The following is a 15,918-nucleotide window of genomic DNA, read 5'->3' on the forward strand; positions in this document are numbered from 1 at the left end:
GACGGGCTTCCTGATGCGTGGGCAGCTTAAGCGATGCCGCCGCCGTCGACCACCAGTGCCGAACCGGTGACATAGGAGCTGGCGTCGCTGGCGAGCCACACCACTGCCTCGGCGATTTCCTCCGGGGTGCCCATGCGCTTGAGCGGGCGGTCGTTGGACTCGGCCAGGAAGCTCTGCTCCTCCTGGGAAAGTTGGCGGGCCTCCTCACGGAGCATGGGGGTATTCGTGTCGCCGGGGTTTACCGAGTTGACCCGGATGTTGTCCGGTCCATGGTCGATGGCCAGTGCGCGGGTCATATTCACCACTGCCGCCTTGGACGTGCAGTAGGAGATCGCGTCGCCGCCGCCCTTCAACCCCCAGCCGGAACCGGTGTTGACGATCGAGCCGCCACCGGCGGCCTGCATCAGCGGCACCACGTGCTTGCACAGCAGGAACGGTCCGCGGACGTTGACGGCCATGACCTGGTCCCAGTCCTCAATGGACGTTTCCAGCACGTTGGCCCGGCGGATGATGCCTGCATTGTTGAACAGCACATTGACACTGCCGAACGCCTCCACCACCTGCGCCACGCCGGACTGAACCTGCTCGTCGTCGGCCACGTTGACCGCAATGCCGACCGCCTTCACACCCAGCGCACTGGCCTCGTCGGCCACAGCTTTGGCGGCTGCCTCATTGATGTCGAAGATGGCCACGTTGGCGCCCTCGGCTGCCATGGCCAGGGCCGTGGCACGGCCGATGCCGGAACCGCCGCCGGTGATAATGGCATTTTTGTCCTGCAAACGCATTCAGTACTCCTTCGTTGTGGTGGTGCCTTGACTTTCTTCCGACACCCGGCTGACCGGGTAGACCGTGTGGGTACTAGCACCCGTGAAAACTTTCGCGTAACCGCTCAGCCGGGCATCTACGTCGTCGTCGCCGGAATCCACCCACAGCGGCCGCCCGGCCAGGGCGGCGAGCTTGGCGTCGGTGGCGACAATCTGCAGCGGGAGGCTGGAGAGCAACCGTGGGGTGATCTGTTGGTTACCCCGCCCGACGACGAAGCCCTGGCCACCCAGCGGTGTCAGCACTATCGTCGCCTTGAGTCGATCCAACAATCCCTCCGGGCCGCCCCGGAGCGCGGCTTCCAAGGCGTGGGCATCAACGTCGGAGGAGAGCAGGGTACCGTCGCGGACAACATCCACGCCAAGACGGGTGGTCGCCAGACCGAGCTCGCGGCCGATCGCGGCGGTGGTTCCGCCAGGGCCCAGGACGTATGCGTGATCTGGCTCCATACCGCGAACGAAGGCGCGGGCCAGGGAGGCTACGGCGTTAGCGTCCGATGCCGGGGTGGGCGCCTTTCGAGCCTGCAGCCGGCTCGGGTCCACGGGGACATTCAACGCACCGTAGAGGGCGGGCGAGGCGAGCCCGGCGCGCAGCAGGACCTCGTCCATGTCCACTACCTCGCGTTCCGCAACCATTCTTTCGGCGCCTTTGTCGCTGCGGCCCAGCAGCCAATTGGCAGCCAACGTTCCGGCGGCCGTGGGGGTCAATGCGAAAACCGCCGAATAGATCTTCACGCCGGTCGGGATGCCCAGTACCGGAATGCTGCCGCCCACGGTGTCCAGCACATCCCGGGCCGTTCCGTCGCCGCCGGCAAACAGAATCAGGTCCACGCGTTCGGTTTTTAACAGCATGGCCAGCCGGCGGGTGTCCGCCGCGCTTGTTTCGTCAGTGCCTGCGGTGCGGGGCCACAGCAGCGTGGTGGGGCACAGTCCCTTGCCGATGTCCCCGCCCAAGGTGCCCGGACCGGTATAGAGGCGCAGTTCCCGTCCGGCCTGCCCCAGCAGGGAAACCAGCTGCTGGATCGTGCGCTTGGCCCGAACAGGCGACGTCATAGCGTAGCCCGCCGTCCGTGCAGTCACCCGAATATCCGCGGCGTCGCTGCCTTTCTGGCCGGCCGGGCCGCCGAGTCCCGCGACAGGGTTGACTATCAGCCCTACTCTGAGAACGTCCATATGTTTACACCTCCAATTCTGTATACAGTATACTGAATTGTGAAGCGAGTGGTAGGTCTGCCGCCTTATCGCTCGATGTCCGATATAGCGGCGCAAGGGGGAACGGGATGTCCATACAGCGCCAGACTCTGCGCGAGCAGATTGAAGCGGAAATCATGAATCGTGTTTCTGCCGGGGATTTTGGCATGGGCGACAGTATTAATGAGGTGGCCCTTTCCGTTGAGCTGGGAGTGAGCCGCACGCCGCTGCGGGAGGCGCTGATCTCCCTCTCGCAGCAGGGCGTCATCAGCCGGGTGTCCGGCAAGGGGTTTCGCTGGGCGCCGATCGGCGCCCAGGATTTTCAGGAAGCCGTGCAGATTATCGCAGCCCTGGAATCTCTGGCGTTGACCCTGACCCCGGCGGAGTACCTTGCTAAAATCGCGCCACAATTGGTGGAGCAGGCAAGGGAGTTCACAGCTTCCGTCAGCTCCGCCCAGGAAATCCATGACCACGACGATGCATTCCATTCGCTGCTGACCTCCGGAAGCCCGAACAAGCGTCTGGCCGAGGGCATTGCCTCCTACAAGCTCGCACTTCGCCGATACGAACGTCTCTACGTGGGCAATACGGATCTGATGGAACGCGCGGCAGCCGAACATGAAACCATTTCAGAGGCCCTGCAGGCAGGGGACGTGCCGGCCGCGATCGAAGCGCTGAAAGATAACTGGAACAACAGCGTTCCCCGAATCATCAGTGCTCTGCGGGGCAGCGTGCCGGTGCGCGGCTGACCTCCCCGAGCCGTTGACCCCCTGCCTCAGGCACACAATCGCTGGGCGCATGCTCTTCGGCCTCTGTAGAACATAATTTGCCGCGGGACCGACCCGGGCGAGAGGGACCTGCACCCGGATGAGGTTCCTGCCACCACTAATTTAGGGGCGCTGTAGAACATGGACCACTTCCTGGATAAGACCAACGGTAAGTTCAGCTTTTCGGCGGATGAGAGTCCAGCGCTCCGCGTCATACCCGGCACCGGTGAGTTGATCGGTTTCGAAACGAGCGACGAGGTCTATCGCCAGCTGCACGAATACGGTGATCTGGAAAAACTCACGGTAGGGATCAACCCGGTCACCGGTCCCGTTTACGTCGAGGGGGCCGCGCCGGGCGACGCGTTAGCCGTCACGATCCACGAGATTCGCCTCAAGGACTGTGGCTGGTCCGTGAGCCTGCCCGGCACCGGGGCGCTACAGCACGTTATGGGTGGGGAGATCTTCGCCCGGCGGGTCCCCATCGACGAGGCCGGCGTACACGCGACAGACCGGCACACGTTCGTGCCGCGGCCGATGATCGGATGCATTGGCACAGCTCCAGCAGCAGGTGCCAATTCCACGATCATGCCCAGCTATGGGCAGGGCGGAAACATGGACCTCACCGAATGCCGCCCCGGCTCCACCGTCTACCTGCCGGTCATGGTCGACGGCGCCTACCTGTCCATCGGCGACATCCACGCCATCATGGCCGAGGGCGAATCTTCGTTCGTAGCGATTGAGGCCGAGGGGATCGCCGTCGTCACCGTGGACCTCGTGAAGGACATGCCACTGCGTGCCCCGCGGGTGGAAACGGCTGACGAATGGATCTTTGTCGGTCTGGGAGATCCGGTGCAGGAAAGCATCGTCCGGGGCTACGAAGACATGTTCGGCTTTTTGGTCAAGGATCACGGCTGGGACGCCGGCGACGCCTACGTTGTGATGAGCGCCGTCGGCCATTCACGCCTGGGCGGCCCGACCGGTGCCTTGAACCCCGACCCGTTGCACCCGATGGCGCCCCTCGGAGCGGTGACGACGCACCGGCTACCGAAGAGCGTGCTATGAGCACTCAGAGCGAGGGGAACGGACTCGGCGGAGGCCGCCGGAAACCTTTGGCACACCACGTGCGGAAGGTGATCAGGTAGCCTGTGTCCGCTAAAGTCCCCCTTGTTTTGCTCGTCAATCCCAACACCAACACGTCCACCACGCTGATGATGCGAGAGCTGGCTGCTGCTGAATTTACCGATAGTGATCTGTTGGTCGTGGGTATCACGGCCTTGGCGGGCCCGCGGATGCTGATTGACCCGGCGAACCTGGACGGCGCAAAAGTCCATGTCCGGGAGGTGGTGAAGGACTATCTGTCTGGCCCCGATGGGTCTCGCGTGATAGCAATCATCGTTGCCGCCATCGGCGACCCCGGGCGGGCCGAACTCTCCTTGGAACTGGCTATTCCCGTGGTGGGGATCGGGGAAGCAGCAATTCTGGCGGCTTCCCGGAATGGCAGACGCTTCGGGATGGCCACCAGTACGCCACTTCTTGTGCCGTCCTTGACGGAGTTGGTGATGGCTCATCAACGAACCGAGTACTTTTGCGGAGTGCGACTGACGGAGTCGGATCCGCTCACGCTGGCTGCAAATCCAGAGGCCCAGTTCCTGGAGCTGCAGGCGGCAGTCCGGCGGTGCGTCGCGGACGGTGCGAAGGCAGTAATTATCGCGGGTGGGCCTCTGAGCGAAACCGCCCGACGGCTGTCCAAAGAACCTAATGCTGCCATCATTGAACCCCTGCCCAGCGCCTGCCAGCTCATCCGGGAGCGGCTAAGAACCGGTGAGCCCGCAACGCTATAAAGCGCACGAGCCCGACAAGGCGCAAGGGAGGCTGGCTTCATCACCATGCACGATCCGGAGGGCAACGAGTTCTGCATCGATTAGCCGCCGCAAATCTCGTGAGGGGGTGCCCGCTGCGAGGAGTCCGGCACCCTTGTTTTTTGTGCGTAACGAGGGATATCGTTAACTATCGTTGTATATCGTTAGCGGTTCACCTAAGGAGAGCATGATGCATAATTCATTCCCGGCAGGCGGATTTGGCGGCCCCAACATTGACGGCGTGTGGCAGGCCGTAGAGGAGCTGCGTGCAAAGTTTGAGAAGCGCTCGGGCACCCGCGCGGGTCGAGGCGAGGTACGCTCGGCCGTGCTGGCCCTGCTCGCGGAGCGGCCGATGCATGGCTACCAGATCATCCACGAAATCGAGGAGCGCACCGGTGGCAGCTGGAAGCCCAGTGCCGGCTCCGTCTACCCGACGCTGCAGCTGCTGGCCGATGAGGGGCTCATCAGTGCCGAGGAATCAAATGGCCGCAAGGTCTACTCGCTGACAGAGGCAGGCCGGGAAGAGGTGGCGGGGGCCGATGCATCGGCGCCATGGAACTCCACGGGTCCGGCCTCAGGCACAGGGTTCGCGGCGCTGCCCAAGGCCGGCGTTGAGCTCGCGCAGGCCGCGGCCCAGGTGGGCCGTACTGGCTCGCCTAAGCAGGTACAGGAGGCGGTGAAGGTGCTCGACGAGGCGCGTCGTCGGCTGTATTCGATCCTCGCCCAGGACTGAAGGGGGTGACGTCGGCCCGTCGGGTCCCGGCAATTCCGGTGTCCGGCGCCGGGGACACCCGTGTCCGCTACCGTCGCATCCTGCGCTTCGCCGCGTGGCATCTCGCGGTGACGTGGTGGTTTGAGCTGGTCCTGCCTCGCATCGGGCTAGGCAGGATTGCCGAACGTACCCGGACAAAGCGGATGCGGCGCTTCGCGCAGCGCTTCCATGCGCTCGCGGTGGAGCTTGGCGGTCTGATGATCAAGGTTGGTCAGTTCATGTCGTCCAGGCTCGATGTGCTGCCGCCGGAGATAACAGCCGAACTGGAAGGGCTGCAGGACGAGGTTCCCCCCGTCGCGTTCCCTGCAATCCGTGCCCTGGCCGAGGCAGAGCTTGGTGCGCCGCTGGAGAAGGTGTTCGCCACAGTCGCGCAGACGCCGATCGCCGCTGCATCCCTCGGGCAGGCCCACCGTGCCCATCTCCGCCCCGCCGATGCTGCCGACACCGGGCTCGCCAGCGTGGTCATGAAGGTGCAGCGACCGGGCATCGACGCGATTGTCGACGTCGATCTGGCCGCGCTGCGCAAAGTGGGCGGCTGGCTCAGCCACGTGCGCGTGGTCTCCAAACGTGCCGATATGCCCGCACTAGTCAAGGAGTTTGCGCAGACCAGTCTGGAGGAGATCGACTACCTGAATGAGGCGGCGAATGCGGAACGCTTTGCCGCGGATTTCGCCGACGACACCAGGGTGAGCGTCCCGGAGGTTGTATGGGAGCGGACCACACGCCGCGTGCTCACGCTTGAAGACGTCACGGCGATCAAGATCACGGACTCGGCGGCCCTTCTTGCGGCGGGCATCGACCCGGCGCTGGTGGCCCCTGTTTTCGCGTCGGTCATGTTCGACCAGCTGTTTACCAACGGCTTTTTCCATGCCGATCCGCACCCGGGCAATATCTTTGTCACTCCGAGTGCCGATTCATCTTCGGAGCGCCCGTGGAAGCTGACGTTCATCGACTTCGGCATGATGGGCGAGGTTCCGCCCAAGACCCGCAGCGGCCTGAGGAAGCTGTTGATCGCGGCCGCCGCCCGTGACGGGAAGGGGTTGGTGACGGCGATCAGCGACGTGGGCGTGCTGGTTCCCTCGGCCGACACTGCCGAGCTGGAACGTGCGATGACCCACCTCTTTGCCCGGTTTGGCGGGATGGGCTTCGCAGAGCTTCGCGATGTGGACCCGCGGGAATTCCGTGATTTTGGCGTGGAGTTCGGTGACGTAGTCCGTTCGTTGCCGTTCCAGCTGCCGGAAAACTTCCTGCTCATCATCCGTGCCATGTCGCTGACATCGGGGGTATGTAGCTCGCTGGACGCCCGGTTCAATCTGTGGGACTCGGTCGAACCTTATGCGGCGCGGCTGCTGCGCGACGAGCGTGGCAACATCGTCCAAGACGTAGCCCAGCAGGCGCTCGACGCCGCCGCGGCCGTCGTTCGTCTGCCGAGGCGCCTGGATGGGCTGATCACCCGAATCGAGGACGGTTCACTGTCGGTGGTCAATCCGCGCCTCGAAAGGCAGGTGGCGCGGCTTAACCGCATGGCGCAACGGTCGGCATCGGCACTGATCTTCGGCGCCCTGCTGATCGCAGGTTCCGTGGTCAGGGGGGACGACATGGTGCTCGGCAATGTGCTCATGATCGTCTCGGTGGTTCCGCTGCTGCATGGGCTGTGGGTGGGCCGGGGCCGCCTCTAAGTCAGCCGGTGAACCGGGACACGGGCGCGTGCTAGAACACGACGCGTAAGTCCTCCACCAGGCCCAGCACCTCCGGGTCGCCGGTCAGCAAGGATATCCCTGTGTTCGGTGGGCGTCCGGAAAGGCGCCGGCAGAAGTCTATGCCATCGGCAGTGACCCGGGCCGCAGTGCCTCCCATCCGGCCCAGCCGCCACGTCCCGCAGACATTGCCGGTCAGCTCGAGCTCGACATTGGGGCCTTGCGCCCATACGACGGCCACGTCGCGGAGGACCTGTCTGGCCACCATGGCGTCGGCGCCAGTGGCGACCCGAGGAAGGCCCGAGGCCAGGGATAGATCAATGCTGTGCATCCATGCATCCCGCAGGTAGATCGTCGTAAACAAGTAGCCGAGCCGCAGCGGCAGCCCGCCAGGGGCCATCGTCTTGTCAACCGGGATCCACGTCGCCAGGGTGGGGAATGCTGAAACCCTGCGCGCCACCAGCGGCGTGTTTGCCCGGTACTGGGTCAGGACGTCGTCGTGCGTGTCGGAGGAATGATCGTCGATTTGCTGCTGGTTCGCGGCATCCAACAACGACAGCTGAGGGTAGTTCCGGTGACCGAGCCGCCGTCGCAACAACGTCCGGCGCACACTCCTCATGTCCTCCTGAGCGCCCAGCAGATGGGAGGCCATGTCACGGATGGTCCATCCGGCGCAGTCGGTGCCGGCAGCCCAAAGGGCCGATGGAAGAGCGGCCAGCTGATCGGCCAGACCGGCCATGACGGAGGCGTAGCCGACTGCGGCCTCGTGTCGATCGGTGGCCGGGATGTCAGTTGCCAAAATAGTGGTGGTGCTCATGGCTCATTCCTTAATGCGTAGTATGTCAGCCACATCGTCACTGCGGGGTCAACCAGACGGGCAAACCGCCCGGCTGCCAGATCCGCCGACGGTTCGTTGGCCAGTTGTTGCGATACGACGCCGGCAATCACCGAGATGAAAAGCAGAAGTGCGTCTTCGCCTGCTGCAGCAGGATCCAGAAGATCCTGTGCCACTGCGAGCGCCAGGAGCGCCCGTATGTCATGGACCATGCTGAGGCTGGCCGTAAATGCCTGTCGCGAGGGTTCAAATCCTGGTACGGGGCGCCAGTTCAGCAGTTGGGCCGGTACCGGGTTAGCCATGGACCACTCAACGTAGGAGTGGGCGCAGGCGCGCAGCGTAGCGAGCGGTGCGCCAGCGTGCTGTGGGTCCGTCCCCGCCCGCAGGACGGCGGAACGCAGTTCGCGCGCGCCGCGTTCGAATAGAGCGTCATATAGTGCGTTTTTGGACGGAAAGTACTCGTACAAGGAGGGCGGCCGCATGCCGACGCTGCGGGCGACTGCGGAGAGCGACATGCCGGCCACCCCATCCCGCGCCATGAGCGCAACGGCAGCGCCGAGGATTTCCTCTTGGGTGGAGCGCCAGCGCAAAGTGCGCCGGTCCGGCGCGGTGCTCATACCTCATAGTGCGCCTAACGGTATTAGGAAGCAAGGGTTCAGGAGGGTTTTTGGCTGCCGGTCCGACCTTTGCCTGAGCTCGGTTTTCCAGGACCGGCCGCTGCTGACCCTTGCCGCCAAATCCGACGCCGCTGGCGCTACTGCACAGGTGCGCGCACATCGGGTGGCCGGACCAAGACCAAGCCCGCTTCCCATTCCCCTGCAGGGTGTCCTCTCCGGGTTAGGATTCAGTGTTGCTCGAAATTCCCAACAGGCAAGGACGACATGGCGCAGCACCATCCCCGGCAGGGCAAGCGTGCCGCCGTGGTTATCAATCCGACGAAGTCCCCGGACGAGAATTTCAAACCGACAGTCTTCCGGCTGTGCGCGGAGGCAGGCTGGGCTGAGCCGCTGTGGCTGGAAACCACCGAGGGCGACCCTGGCCGCGGCCAGGCCAGGGAAGCCGTTGATGCCGGCGTGGATGTTGTCATTGCCGCCGGTGGAGACGGCACCGTCCGGTGTGTCGCTGGGATCCTTGCCGGCACGGATACCGCCATGGGGCTGGTGCCGCTCGGAACGGGTAACCTGCTGGCCCGCAACCTTGGGATTTATATCACCGATCCAGTGACCGCAGCCCGCAACGTTCTGCACGGCACCGAGACCAAGATCGACGTCATTCAGGCCCGGCTCGACCACGAAGAGCAGGGACGGATTTTCCTCGTAGCAGCCGGGCTGGGCTACGATGCATCCATCATGGCCGACACCGTCGATGAGCTCAAGGACCGTGTGGGCTGGCTAGCCTACGTGGACGCCGGCATCCGCAATCTGTCGGGGAAACCTGTGACTGCCAGAATCAGCGTTGACGGCAAGGCGGAGACGCACCGCAAGGTCCGCAGTGTCATGGTGGGCAATTGCGGAAAGTTAATGGGCGGGGTGGAAATCTTCCCGGGGGCTGTGAACACCGATGGCATCCTCGATCTCCTGACCCTCGCCCCCCGCGGCAAGTTTGGTTGGGTCGGCGTTATCGCGGGGGTCTTAGGCAAAAACAAGAGCACTAACCGGTCAGTGCGGAGCCTTACGGGTAAAACCGCGGACATCACCTTGGACCGCCCGCAGGAATTCCAACTCGACGGCGATCACGTGGGCCAGGCAACGCATCTGAGGGTTACCGTGGATCCGTTCGCACTGACCATCAGGATGACGGCGCCATGAGAGCCCTCTTGCTCCGCTGACGCCAACGGCCTGCCAAGCGTGGCGGACGGTATTGAACTGTAGCCGGAGCGATTGAGCTTCGGGAGCTGATTACGACGGCAGGCGGGAAAGCCATCTCGGTCATCGCCGATTTGACTGACTTCGCACAGATTGAGGCCATGCGCTCGGTCATCGAGGACGAACTCGGGATGATCGACGTCCTTGTCGCCAACGCAGGGGGAAACCCGATCCCTCCCGGGCCGGTCGAGGACATCACCGGGGAGGGGTGGTGTGCCACGATCGACGCCAACCTCACCACCACTTTCCTCACCATCAAAGCATTCCTCGCTGGGATGAAAGACCGCCACCGGGGAATCATTATCACCATGTCATCGTCGGCTGCCCGCCATCCCACCGTCGGCTCGCCGATTGCCTACGCCGCTGCCAAGGCTGGCATCGAGTTGCTGACCAAGGAAGTAGCACTTCAGGCCGGCCCCTCTGGCGTCCGGATAAACTGCATTGCGCCAGGGACCATCCTGACCGAACGCAACAGCGAACGGATCCCCGCGGCCATCCAAGACCAGCTTCGCCAAGTCCATCCGATCCGACGTCTGGGAACCCCTGAAGATGTTGCCAATGCCGCGCTTTTCCTGGCCTCCGGGCACTCGGACTGGATCAGCGGCACAACCCTCGACGTAGCGGGCGGCTCGGTCCTCGCCTGAGCACGGCAGAATTCGCTCCGGTCCGCTGCGGAAACTGTCGTCCACGGCGCGCTGCTTTGCAATTAGGGGCATCCAGCAGGCTTGAAAGGTGCTGCCCTGAATCGCAGACGGTCCGGGCATCCTGCCCTTCTACCGGTGCCGATCCTCACGTAGGCTCGACGGATATGCGGCAGGCCGATTCACGAGGGAGAACGCCATGGCTACCAAATACTGGTCAAGCACACTTGATGCTGATCCTGCCGCGGCGCCACCGGCCGTCCAGCGGAGCGATGGAGCCGAACACCATGCCGTAGTCATCATTGGCGGGGGGAACGCCGGCATCTCGCTGGCGGCGCGGCTGCACCGATACGGATTCAGGGACATCGTGATCGTCGAGCCCAGCAACAGGCACCTGTATCAACCGCTGTTCTCTCACATTGGCGGCGGAACGGCGAGGGCGGAAGAGGCCGTGCGGCCGCAGGCTGACGTCATGCCCAAGAGTGTTCGTTGGATTCGCGACGCGGCCGTGGATATCGCACCGCAAGCGCAAACCGTCCTACTCGCCTCGGGGACGACGCTGGCCTACCGTCAGCTGGTTATCTGCCCGGGCATGCGGTTGGACTGGGATGCGGTGCCGGGTTTGGCAGCGGCTATGAGCACTCCCTCCGCGTCCTCCAACTATGTGTTCGAGCTGGCCCCGAAGACGTGGGACCTTATCCGCGGACTCCAGCGCGGGACGGCCGTTTTCACCATGCCGTCCGGGACAGTGAAATGTGATGGGGCCACCCAGAAAATCATGTATCTTGCCTGCGACTACTGGCGACAGGAAGGTGTCCTCGACGATATCCGCGTGGTCATGGTGGTGCCGACTCGCACCGTTTACGGTGTGGACGTGGTGGATGAGGAATTGAATCGGAAGATTGCCGAGTATGGGGTCGAACTGCGCTGCAGCAGCGAGGTCACTGCTGTGGACGGCGCCGCGCAAACGGTCACGATCTCAGCTGTGACGACCTCCGCCGTGAGGGCCTCAGCGGTGACCCACCCGCCCGCCCGGGCCAGACCGGCGGCAGCGGGCAGCGAGGTCCTTCGCTACGATCTGCTGCACGGCGTACCCCCTCAGGTGGCACCGGACTGGCTCCGGACCAGTGGCCTGACCCGCACCGGAGACCAGGGCGGCTTTGTGGACGTAAACCCGGAAACCCTGCAGCACAGCCGCTACCGGGACATCTGGTCCCTTGGTGACGCAGCCGGCACCAAGAACTTCAAGTCGGGCGCATCGCTGCGGAAACAAACCCTGGCCCTGGCGAAAAATCTCAAGGCCGCCAGCAAGGGAAAGGCCCCCCGCCACAAGTACAACCATTACTCCGCGACGCCCTTCACCGTTTCCCGGTCCACGGTGGTCTTCGCCGAGTTTGACCACCTGCACAGGCCCAAACCGACGTTGCCGTGGAAAGGCAGCATGAAAGAGCACCATTCCACCTGGATCCTGGAGCGCAATATTCTCCCTCGGGTCTACTGGCACCTCATCCTCAAAGGACGCGCTTAGATAGGCCGCCCGGGGCACCGCTCAGGGCACCCAGCCGATGGAGCCGGTGCCCTTGAGTCGAATCACGGCGACGGTGGCATCGATGTTAGACCCTGGCTCGATCCGCAGGAAGTATGGATCATCGCCCTCCAGAATGAGCGCATCCAATTCGCGAAGCCGGTGACGGCCTTCGGCCAGCGTCGAGCCGGATCCGACAATGACGGCCACCACCTCCTGCAACTCTCGTTCGACGTCGAAGCCGGTGCCGACGCTACGTATTTGTATTTCCGGACGGACCAGTTCCGCGTCGGCGCGCACCTCTATGCGCGATGCCGAGCCATCGCCACGCCCAAGGTTGGCGCGGACCGGAACGCCCTGGCCCTGACTTCCATTCGGCGCGGTGGCGGCTTCAAACACGCGGATATCCCATTGCCACCGTTCCCGGCGCGGAGTGTCGGGGGAGGCGGCCACTTCGAGGGTCCCGTCGGCAACCTCGCGATGGGACCCTGCCCTCAAGACCAGCCTCACGGCAGCTGCCCCGCATTGGCCAATTCCTTGGCTTCTGCGGCCAGCATCCGCGCCAGGATCCTTCGGGCCTTGGCGACCCCGGCATCTTGGGCGATCAGCACATCCGGAAGACGTGCCGGACGGGTTTCCATTCGCTCCTGCTGCAGAGCCAAGGCGTCTTCGTCCTCGGTCAAAACTTCGCCCAGGCTTTGTTGGAGCAGCTCGTTCATCGCCTCGTCACCAACGGCGAAGTCGCGGCAGAATGCGTAGAAGTACCATGCGGTGTTCTCGGTTGCCGGAGTAATGGCATTGAGCACAGTGAGCAGATGCCCGTCTTCACGGCGGCCGCCTGGCTCCACCACACCGGCGTGGATTACGTGCAGGCTGGGGATCTGGAATTCGGTCGTGTGCCAGCGGTCTACCAAAGTCAACCCGGTGGCCTTTTCAAACAGTGGTGACGGGTGGCACCCTGGCATCCATCGGTCGACGCTGACCGTCTGGGCCTCAACTTCCACGGTGATGCCATTTTCGTAAACGGCCTCATCGCCGATGGTGGACTGGTGCAGGAAACTTTCATGAGTCAGGTCCAGTAAATTGTCATGGATCAAATCCGCGCTGCTGTGGAAGAGCCTGATGTGGGTCACCCGGTCCCAGGCCGGATCCGTCATCCAGTGGGTATCGGGCACGGGAACCGCCGCGGCTTTTTCCGGATCCCCCATCCATATCCACACCCAGCGGTGAGCTTCAACGACGGGAAAGGCCTGCACTACCGCACGTTCCGGGATACGCTCCTGAGCCGGCACCCGGACGCAGATTCCGGCGCAATTATACTCGAACCCGTGGTAGCCGCACTGGATGTTGTCGCCGACAAGCCGGCCTGCCGAGAGCGGGTATGCTCGGTGGGCGCACCGGTCGTCAAGCGCGACGACGGCGCCGTCGCGCTTTCGGTAGAGCACGACGTCGTCTCCGAGTATGGTTCGCTTCATCGGTTCGTGGACAACTTCGTCAGATGCAGCGATGACGTACCAGGCATTCTTGATGAACATGGACTCTCCTCTAAACAAGGCCGCTGGCAGCGGCGGCGGTCGGTTGTGGCAGTTCTCGGGCGGGAGGCAAGGCTCCCCGCAGCAATTCCAGCCCGCGCTGGGTAGGCATGCTGATCCGCACGGTTCCCGGTAGCCCCAGGCTGCTTCCCGGGCGCACCGAGATTCCATGCCGCAGCATGGCTGAGACGAACTCCGTCTCGTCAAGAGTCTGGACGAGGAGAAAGTTCGCCTGAGACGGGATAGCCGGGTAACCGGCCTGTTCAAGCAGGAGGACCATTTCGGCGCGGATCCGCAGCGTGTGTTCGCGCACGGCGAGCTGGTGTGCGGGGTCCCGCAGAGCCGCCAAGGCGGCAGCCTGTGCCACAGAGCCGACCGAAAACGGCGGCCGGATCTTTTGTAGCGTCGCGATGACGTCCTCCTCCGCCACCAGGTAGCCCACCCGCAGGCCGGCCAGACCATGAATCTTGGAGAAGGTCCGCAGGACGGCAACCCCTCCGCCCGCCACGAGCGGGATGGCAGTTCGGGCGTCCGGATCGTCGGTGAAATCGATATACGCCTCATCAATGACCACGAGCCGCGCCGGGCTTCGTGCCACGAAATTGCGGATCCCCGCCGGTGTGCACACCGTTCCCGTCGGATTGTGTGGGTTAACCACATAGGCGATATCCGCCTCAACGGCAGCCATCGTTTCCAGATCATGCGCCCAATCGCGCAACGGGACCTGTGTCAGGCGTGCGTTGACCGCATAGGTGCTGATCCTGTCGATCTGATAGGGGGGAGCTGCGCAGACAGCATGGCCTCCTTGGGCAAGGTAGGCCGAAGCAAGCAGGAAGATCAGCTCGTCGGAACCATTGCCGATGAGGATCTGGTCCGGGGCAACGTGATGCAGTGACGCTAGCTCTGACCTCAATTCCTGCGCGAGCGGGTCGGGGTAACGATGTGCGTTCGCCAGCGCAACGCAGATTGCCGGCGTGACTTCGGGACTGGCTCCCAAGGGGGATTCATTCGCTGCCATTGATCCGTCCGCAATCGGGGCTCGATTCCCCGGCTGGTAGGGCTGCAAGCGGTTTAGCCACGGGCGTTCAGCAATGGTCATTAGGTGAACCTTCAGGGTAGGGAATGTCATGAAGAGGCGCCAGATGGGTTGTGGTCGGCGGCGTCGTCCTGAGCCTTCGTTCCGGCTTTCGCCCGTAATTTGTTCATATATACGATCGTCATACGAATATGTGAACACGTTACAAAGCCGTGTGCGGTAAGTCAATGGCCCGGGTGGAGTTACCGTCGGGCGGGATTTAAGGTGGTCCCTCATTTAGCCCACCCATTGACAGTGATGTCGACCACACCCTACTGTTTCTCTCATATCGAACAGTGTTCGTATATGTGAATTTGTCAGCGAGTTTTAGTTGCCCACACCCTTGGAGGATGCCCCGTGAGTGCCATCGATCCCCGCCACAAAATCCGCAAAAGAGCCCTATTAGCCGTCCCGGTTCTTGCCGGCCTCCTGCTGTCCGGGTGCAGTTCTGCCACCCCCGGTGACGTGAACGGGGCAGTGAAGGACCAGGCTGCCAACAGCACGGCACCGCTGTACAAGTCGCTGCCGGAGTCCATCCAGAAGGCGGGCACCATCCAAATTGGGTCCGCCATCGATTACCCGCCGTTCGAGTACTACGAGGCCGCGGGCCCGCTGGCCGGCTTCGAAGTCGAGTTGTCCAAGGAGCTGGAAAAGCAGCTCGGTGTCTCCTTCACCTGGAACAACGCCAGTTTTGACACTCTGCTGCCGGCACTGACCACCAAGCGCTACGACGTAATCTTTGGTGCTGTCAATGACACGGCTGAACGCGAAAAGACCTTCGATATGGTGTCGTATCTACAGTCCTCCCAGGGTTTTGTCGTCCAAAAGGGTAACCCGACCGGACTAGCCACGGTTGAAGACCTCTGCGGAAAGCCCATCGCGGCCGTGCGCGGAGGCGTTCAGCCACAGTATCTCGAGGCCCAATCCAAGGTGTGCACCGATGCCGGCAAACAGCCCATCGACGTACTCACTTTTGACGGCAACGCCGCCGAGCAGCTCGCGGTAAAACAAGGCAAGGCTGTGGCACTGCTGGAGAACTACCCGACGGCCGCGTACTTCGCGCAGCAGTCCGAGGGCAAACTTGAGGTCGTTAGTGGGCTGCAAGTGGAGAAGCGCTTCTTCTCGATGGTCTTCAGCAAGAAGGAATCAACGTTGCGTGATGCCCTGGGGAAGGCTTGGCAGGCCATCATCGACGACGGCTCGTACCAAGCGGTACTGAAGAAGTGGGATCTGGGCAGCATCGGCATCACCGAGTCCACGGTAAACCCCGTGACGGCCGGAATCAGTCCTAAGTAGCCCACCGTGCCCGAGGAACTGACAACAGGAAAAGGAGCACGT

Annotated in this window: 16 protein-coding genes; 9 read left to right on the plus strand and 7 right to left on the minus strand. The window is 63.2% G+C overall.

What is annotated here, in order from left to right:
* Positions 1-26 precede the first annotated feature (26 nt).
* Both OS914_RS00135 and OS914_RS00140 read right to left on the minus strand, forming a co-directional pair.
* Positions 27-785, minus strand: coding sequence for an SDR family NAD(P)-dependent oxidoreductase (locus OS914_RS00135; RefSeq protein ID WP_267544035.1), 759 nt, complete (start codon positions 783-785; stop codon positions 27-29).
* On the minus strand, positions 786-1,994 hold the full coding sequence (locus tag OS914_RS00140; RefSeq protein ID WP_267544036.1) for an ATP-NAD kinase family protein: 1,209 nt from the start codon (positions 1,992-1,994) through the stop codon (positions 786-788). It lies immediately after the preceding gene.
* A gap of 107 nt (positions 1,995-2,101) precedes the next feature.
* On the opposite strand from OS914_RS00140, the gene OS914_RS00145 reads away from it, so the two are divergent.
* The 5 genes from OS914_RS00145 to OS914_RS00165 all read left to right on the plus strand — a co-directional run bounded on the left by OS914_RS00145 (position 2,102) and on the right by OS914_RS00165 (position 7,089).
* A complete protein-coding gene (locus OS914_RS00145) occupies positions 2,102-2,761 on the plus strand; it encodes a GntR family transcriptional regulator (RefSeq protein ID WP_267544037.1) in 660 nt (219 codons plus the stop codon).
* 159 nt (positions 2,762-2,920) lie between these two features.
* A complete protein-coding gene (locus OS914_RS00150; RefSeq protein ID WP_267544038.1) occupies positions 2,921-3,841 on the plus strand; it encodes an acetamidase/formamidase family protein in 921 nt (306 codons plus the stop codon).
* Between the two features lie 83 nt (positions 3,842-3,924).
* Positions 3,925-4,620, plus strand: a complete 696-nt coding sequence (locus tag OS914_RS00155; protein WP_267544039.1) for an aspartate/glutamate racemase family protein — start codon at positions 3,925-3,927, stop codon at positions 4,618-4,620.
* A gap of 208 nt (positions 4,621-4,828) precedes the next feature.
* Positions 4,829-5,371 (plus strand): PadR family transcriptional regulator, encoded by a 543-nt coding sequence (locus tag OS914_RS00160; protein ID WP_267544337.1) that lies wholly within the window; start codon positions 4,829-4,831, stop codon positions 5,369-5,371.
* A 5-nt stretch (positions 5,372-5,376) separates the two neighbouring features.
* On the plus strand, positions 5,377-7,089 hold the full coding sequence (locus tag OS914_RS00165) for an ABC1 kinase family protein (protein WP_267544040.1): 1,713 nt from the start codon (positions 5,377-5,379) through the stop codon (positions 7,087-7,089).
* Positions 7,090-7,120: 31 nt separating this feature from the next.
* Here the strand turns inward: OS914_RS00165 and OS914_RS00170 are convergent, their stop codons facing one another.
* Together OS914_RS00170 and OS914_RS00175 are read right to left on the minus strand one after the other, a co-directional pair.
* Positions 7,121-7,924, minus strand: coding sequence for a maleylpyruvate isomerase family mycothiol-dependent enzyme (locus OS914_RS00170; protein WP_267544041.1), 804 nt, complete (start codon positions 7,922-7,924; stop codon positions 7,121-7,123).
* Positions 7,921-8,559: a TetR/AcrR family transcriptional regulator gene (locus tag OS914_RS00175; RefSeq protein WP_267544042.1), complete on the minus strand. Its 639-nt coding sequence runs from the start codon at positions 8,557-8,559 to the stop codon at positions 7,921-7,923. Before OS914_RS00175 ends, OS914_RS00170 begins: the two co-directional genes overlap by 4 nt.
* A 264-nt stretch (positions 8,560-8,823) precedes the next feature.
* Between OS914_RS00175 and OS914_RS00180 the strand changes: the two genes are divergently transcribed.
* The 3 genes from OS914_RS00180 (at position 8,824) to OS914_RS00190 (ending at position 11,976) form a co-directional block, all read left to right on the plus strand.
* A complete protein-coding gene (locus OS914_RS00180; RefSeq protein ID WP_267544043.1) occupies positions 8,824-9,750 on the plus strand; it encodes a diacylglycerol/lipid kinase family protein in 927 nt (308 codons plus the stop codon).
* Positions 9,751-9,839: 89 nt separating this feature from the next.
* On the plus strand, positions 9,840-10,451 hold the full coding sequence (locus OS914_RS00185) for an SDR family NAD(P)-dependent oxidoreductase (protein WP_267544338.1): 612 nt from the start codon (positions 9,840-9,842) through the stop codon (positions 10,449-10,451).
* Between the two features lie 196 nt (positions 10,452-10,647).
* Complete coding sequence (locus OS914_RS00190) at positions 10,648-11,976, plus strand: NAD(P)/FAD-dependent oxidoreductase (RefSeq protein WP_267544044.1); 1,329 nt, start codon at positions 10,648-10,650, stop codon at positions 11,974-11,976.
* Between the two features lie 21 nt (positions 11,977-11,997).
* On the opposite strand, the gene OS914_RS00195 is transcribed toward OS914_RS00190, so the two are convergent.
* Genes OS914_RS00195 through OS914_RS00205 form a run of 3 tightly spaced genes read right to left on the minus strand, consistent with a single transcriptional unit; the run spans position 11,998 to position 14,604 of the window.
* On the minus strand, positions 11,998-12,483 hold the full coding sequence (locus OS914_RS00195; protein ID WP_267544045.1) for a hypothetical protein: 486 nt from the start codon (positions 12,481-12,483) through the stop codon (positions 11,998-12,000).
* Positions 12,480-13,508 carry an aromatic ring-hydroxylating oxygenase subunit alpha gene (locus tag OS914_RS00200; protein WP_267544046.1) on the minus strand — a complete coding sequence of 343 codons (1,029 nt, stop codon included), beginning with the start codon at positions 13,506-13,508 and terminating at the stop codon, positions 12,480-12,482. Before OS914_RS00200 ends, OS914_RS00195 begins: the two co-directional genes overlap by 4 nt.
* A 10-nt stretch (positions 13,509-13,518) precedes the next feature.
* On the minus strand, positions 13,519-14,604 hold the full coding sequence (locus OS914_RS00205; RefSeq protein ID WP_267544047.1) for a pyridoxal phosphate-dependent aminotransferase: 1,086 nt from the start codon (positions 14,602-14,604) through the stop codon (positions 13,519-13,521).
* A 333-nt stretch (positions 14,605-14,937) separates the two neighbouring features.
* On the opposite strand from OS914_RS00205, the gene OS914_RS00210 reads away from it, so the two are divergent.
* Positions 14,938-15,876: an ABC transporter substrate-binding protein gene (locus tag OS914_RS00210; RefSeq protein WP_267544048.1), complete on the plus strand. Its 939-nt coding sequence runs from the start codon at positions 14,938-14,940 to the stop codon at positions 15,874-15,876.
* Positions 15,877-15,918 lie beyond the last annotated feature (42 nt).

The organism is Arthrobacter endolithicus (assembly GCF_026627425.1).
Classification (GTDB): Bacteria; Actinomycetota; Actinomycetes; order Actinomycetales; family Micrococcaceae; genus Arthrobacter_M.

Bases quoted from the DNA above. Each gene is read 5' to 3' on its own strand.
- OS914_RS00205 (WP_267544047.1), bottom strand. From the start codon at position 14,604: ATGACCATTGCTGAACGCCCGTGGCTAAACCGCTTGCAGCCCTACCAG.
- OS914_RS00160 (WP_267544337.1), top strand. From the start codon at position 4,829: ATGCATAATTCATTCCCGGCAGGCGGATTTGGCGGCCCCAACATTGAC.
- OS914_RS00150 (WP_267544038.1), top strand. From the start codon at position 2,921: ATGGACCACTTCCTGGATAAGACCAACGGTAAGTTCAGCTTTTCGGCG.
- OS914_RS00140 (WP_267544036.1), bottom strand. From the start codon at position 1,994: ATGGACGTTCTCAGAGTAGGGCTGATAGTCAACCCTGTCGCGGGACTC.
- OS914_RS00145 (WP_267544037.1), top strand. From the start codon at position 2,102: ATGTCCATACAGCGCCAGACTCTGCGCGAGCAGATTGAAGCGGAAATC.
- OS914_RS00135 (WP_267544035.1), bottom strand. From the start codon at position 785: ATGCGTTTGCAGGACAAAAATGCCATTATCACCGGCGGCGGTTCCGGC.
- OS914_RS00170 (WP_267544041.1), bottom strand. From the start codon at position 7,924: ATGAGCACCACCACTATTTTGGCAACTGACATCCCGGCCACCGATCGA.
- OS914_RS00175 (WP_267544042.1), bottom strand. From the start codon at position 8,559: ATGAGCACCGCGCCGGACCGGCGCACTTTGCGCTGGCGCTCCACCCAA.
- OS914_RS00180 (WP_267544043.1), top strand. From the start codon at position 8,824: ATGGCGCAGCACCATCCCCGGCAGGGCAAGCGTGCCGCCGTGGTTATC.
- OS914_RS00190 (WP_267544044.1), top strand. From the start codon at position 10,648: ATGGCTACCAAATACTGGTCAAGCACACTTGATGCTGATCCTGCCGCG.
- OS914_RS00200 (WP_267544046.1), bottom strand. From the start codon at position 13,508: ATGTTCATCAAGAATGCCTGGTACGTCATCGCTGCATCTGACGAAGTT.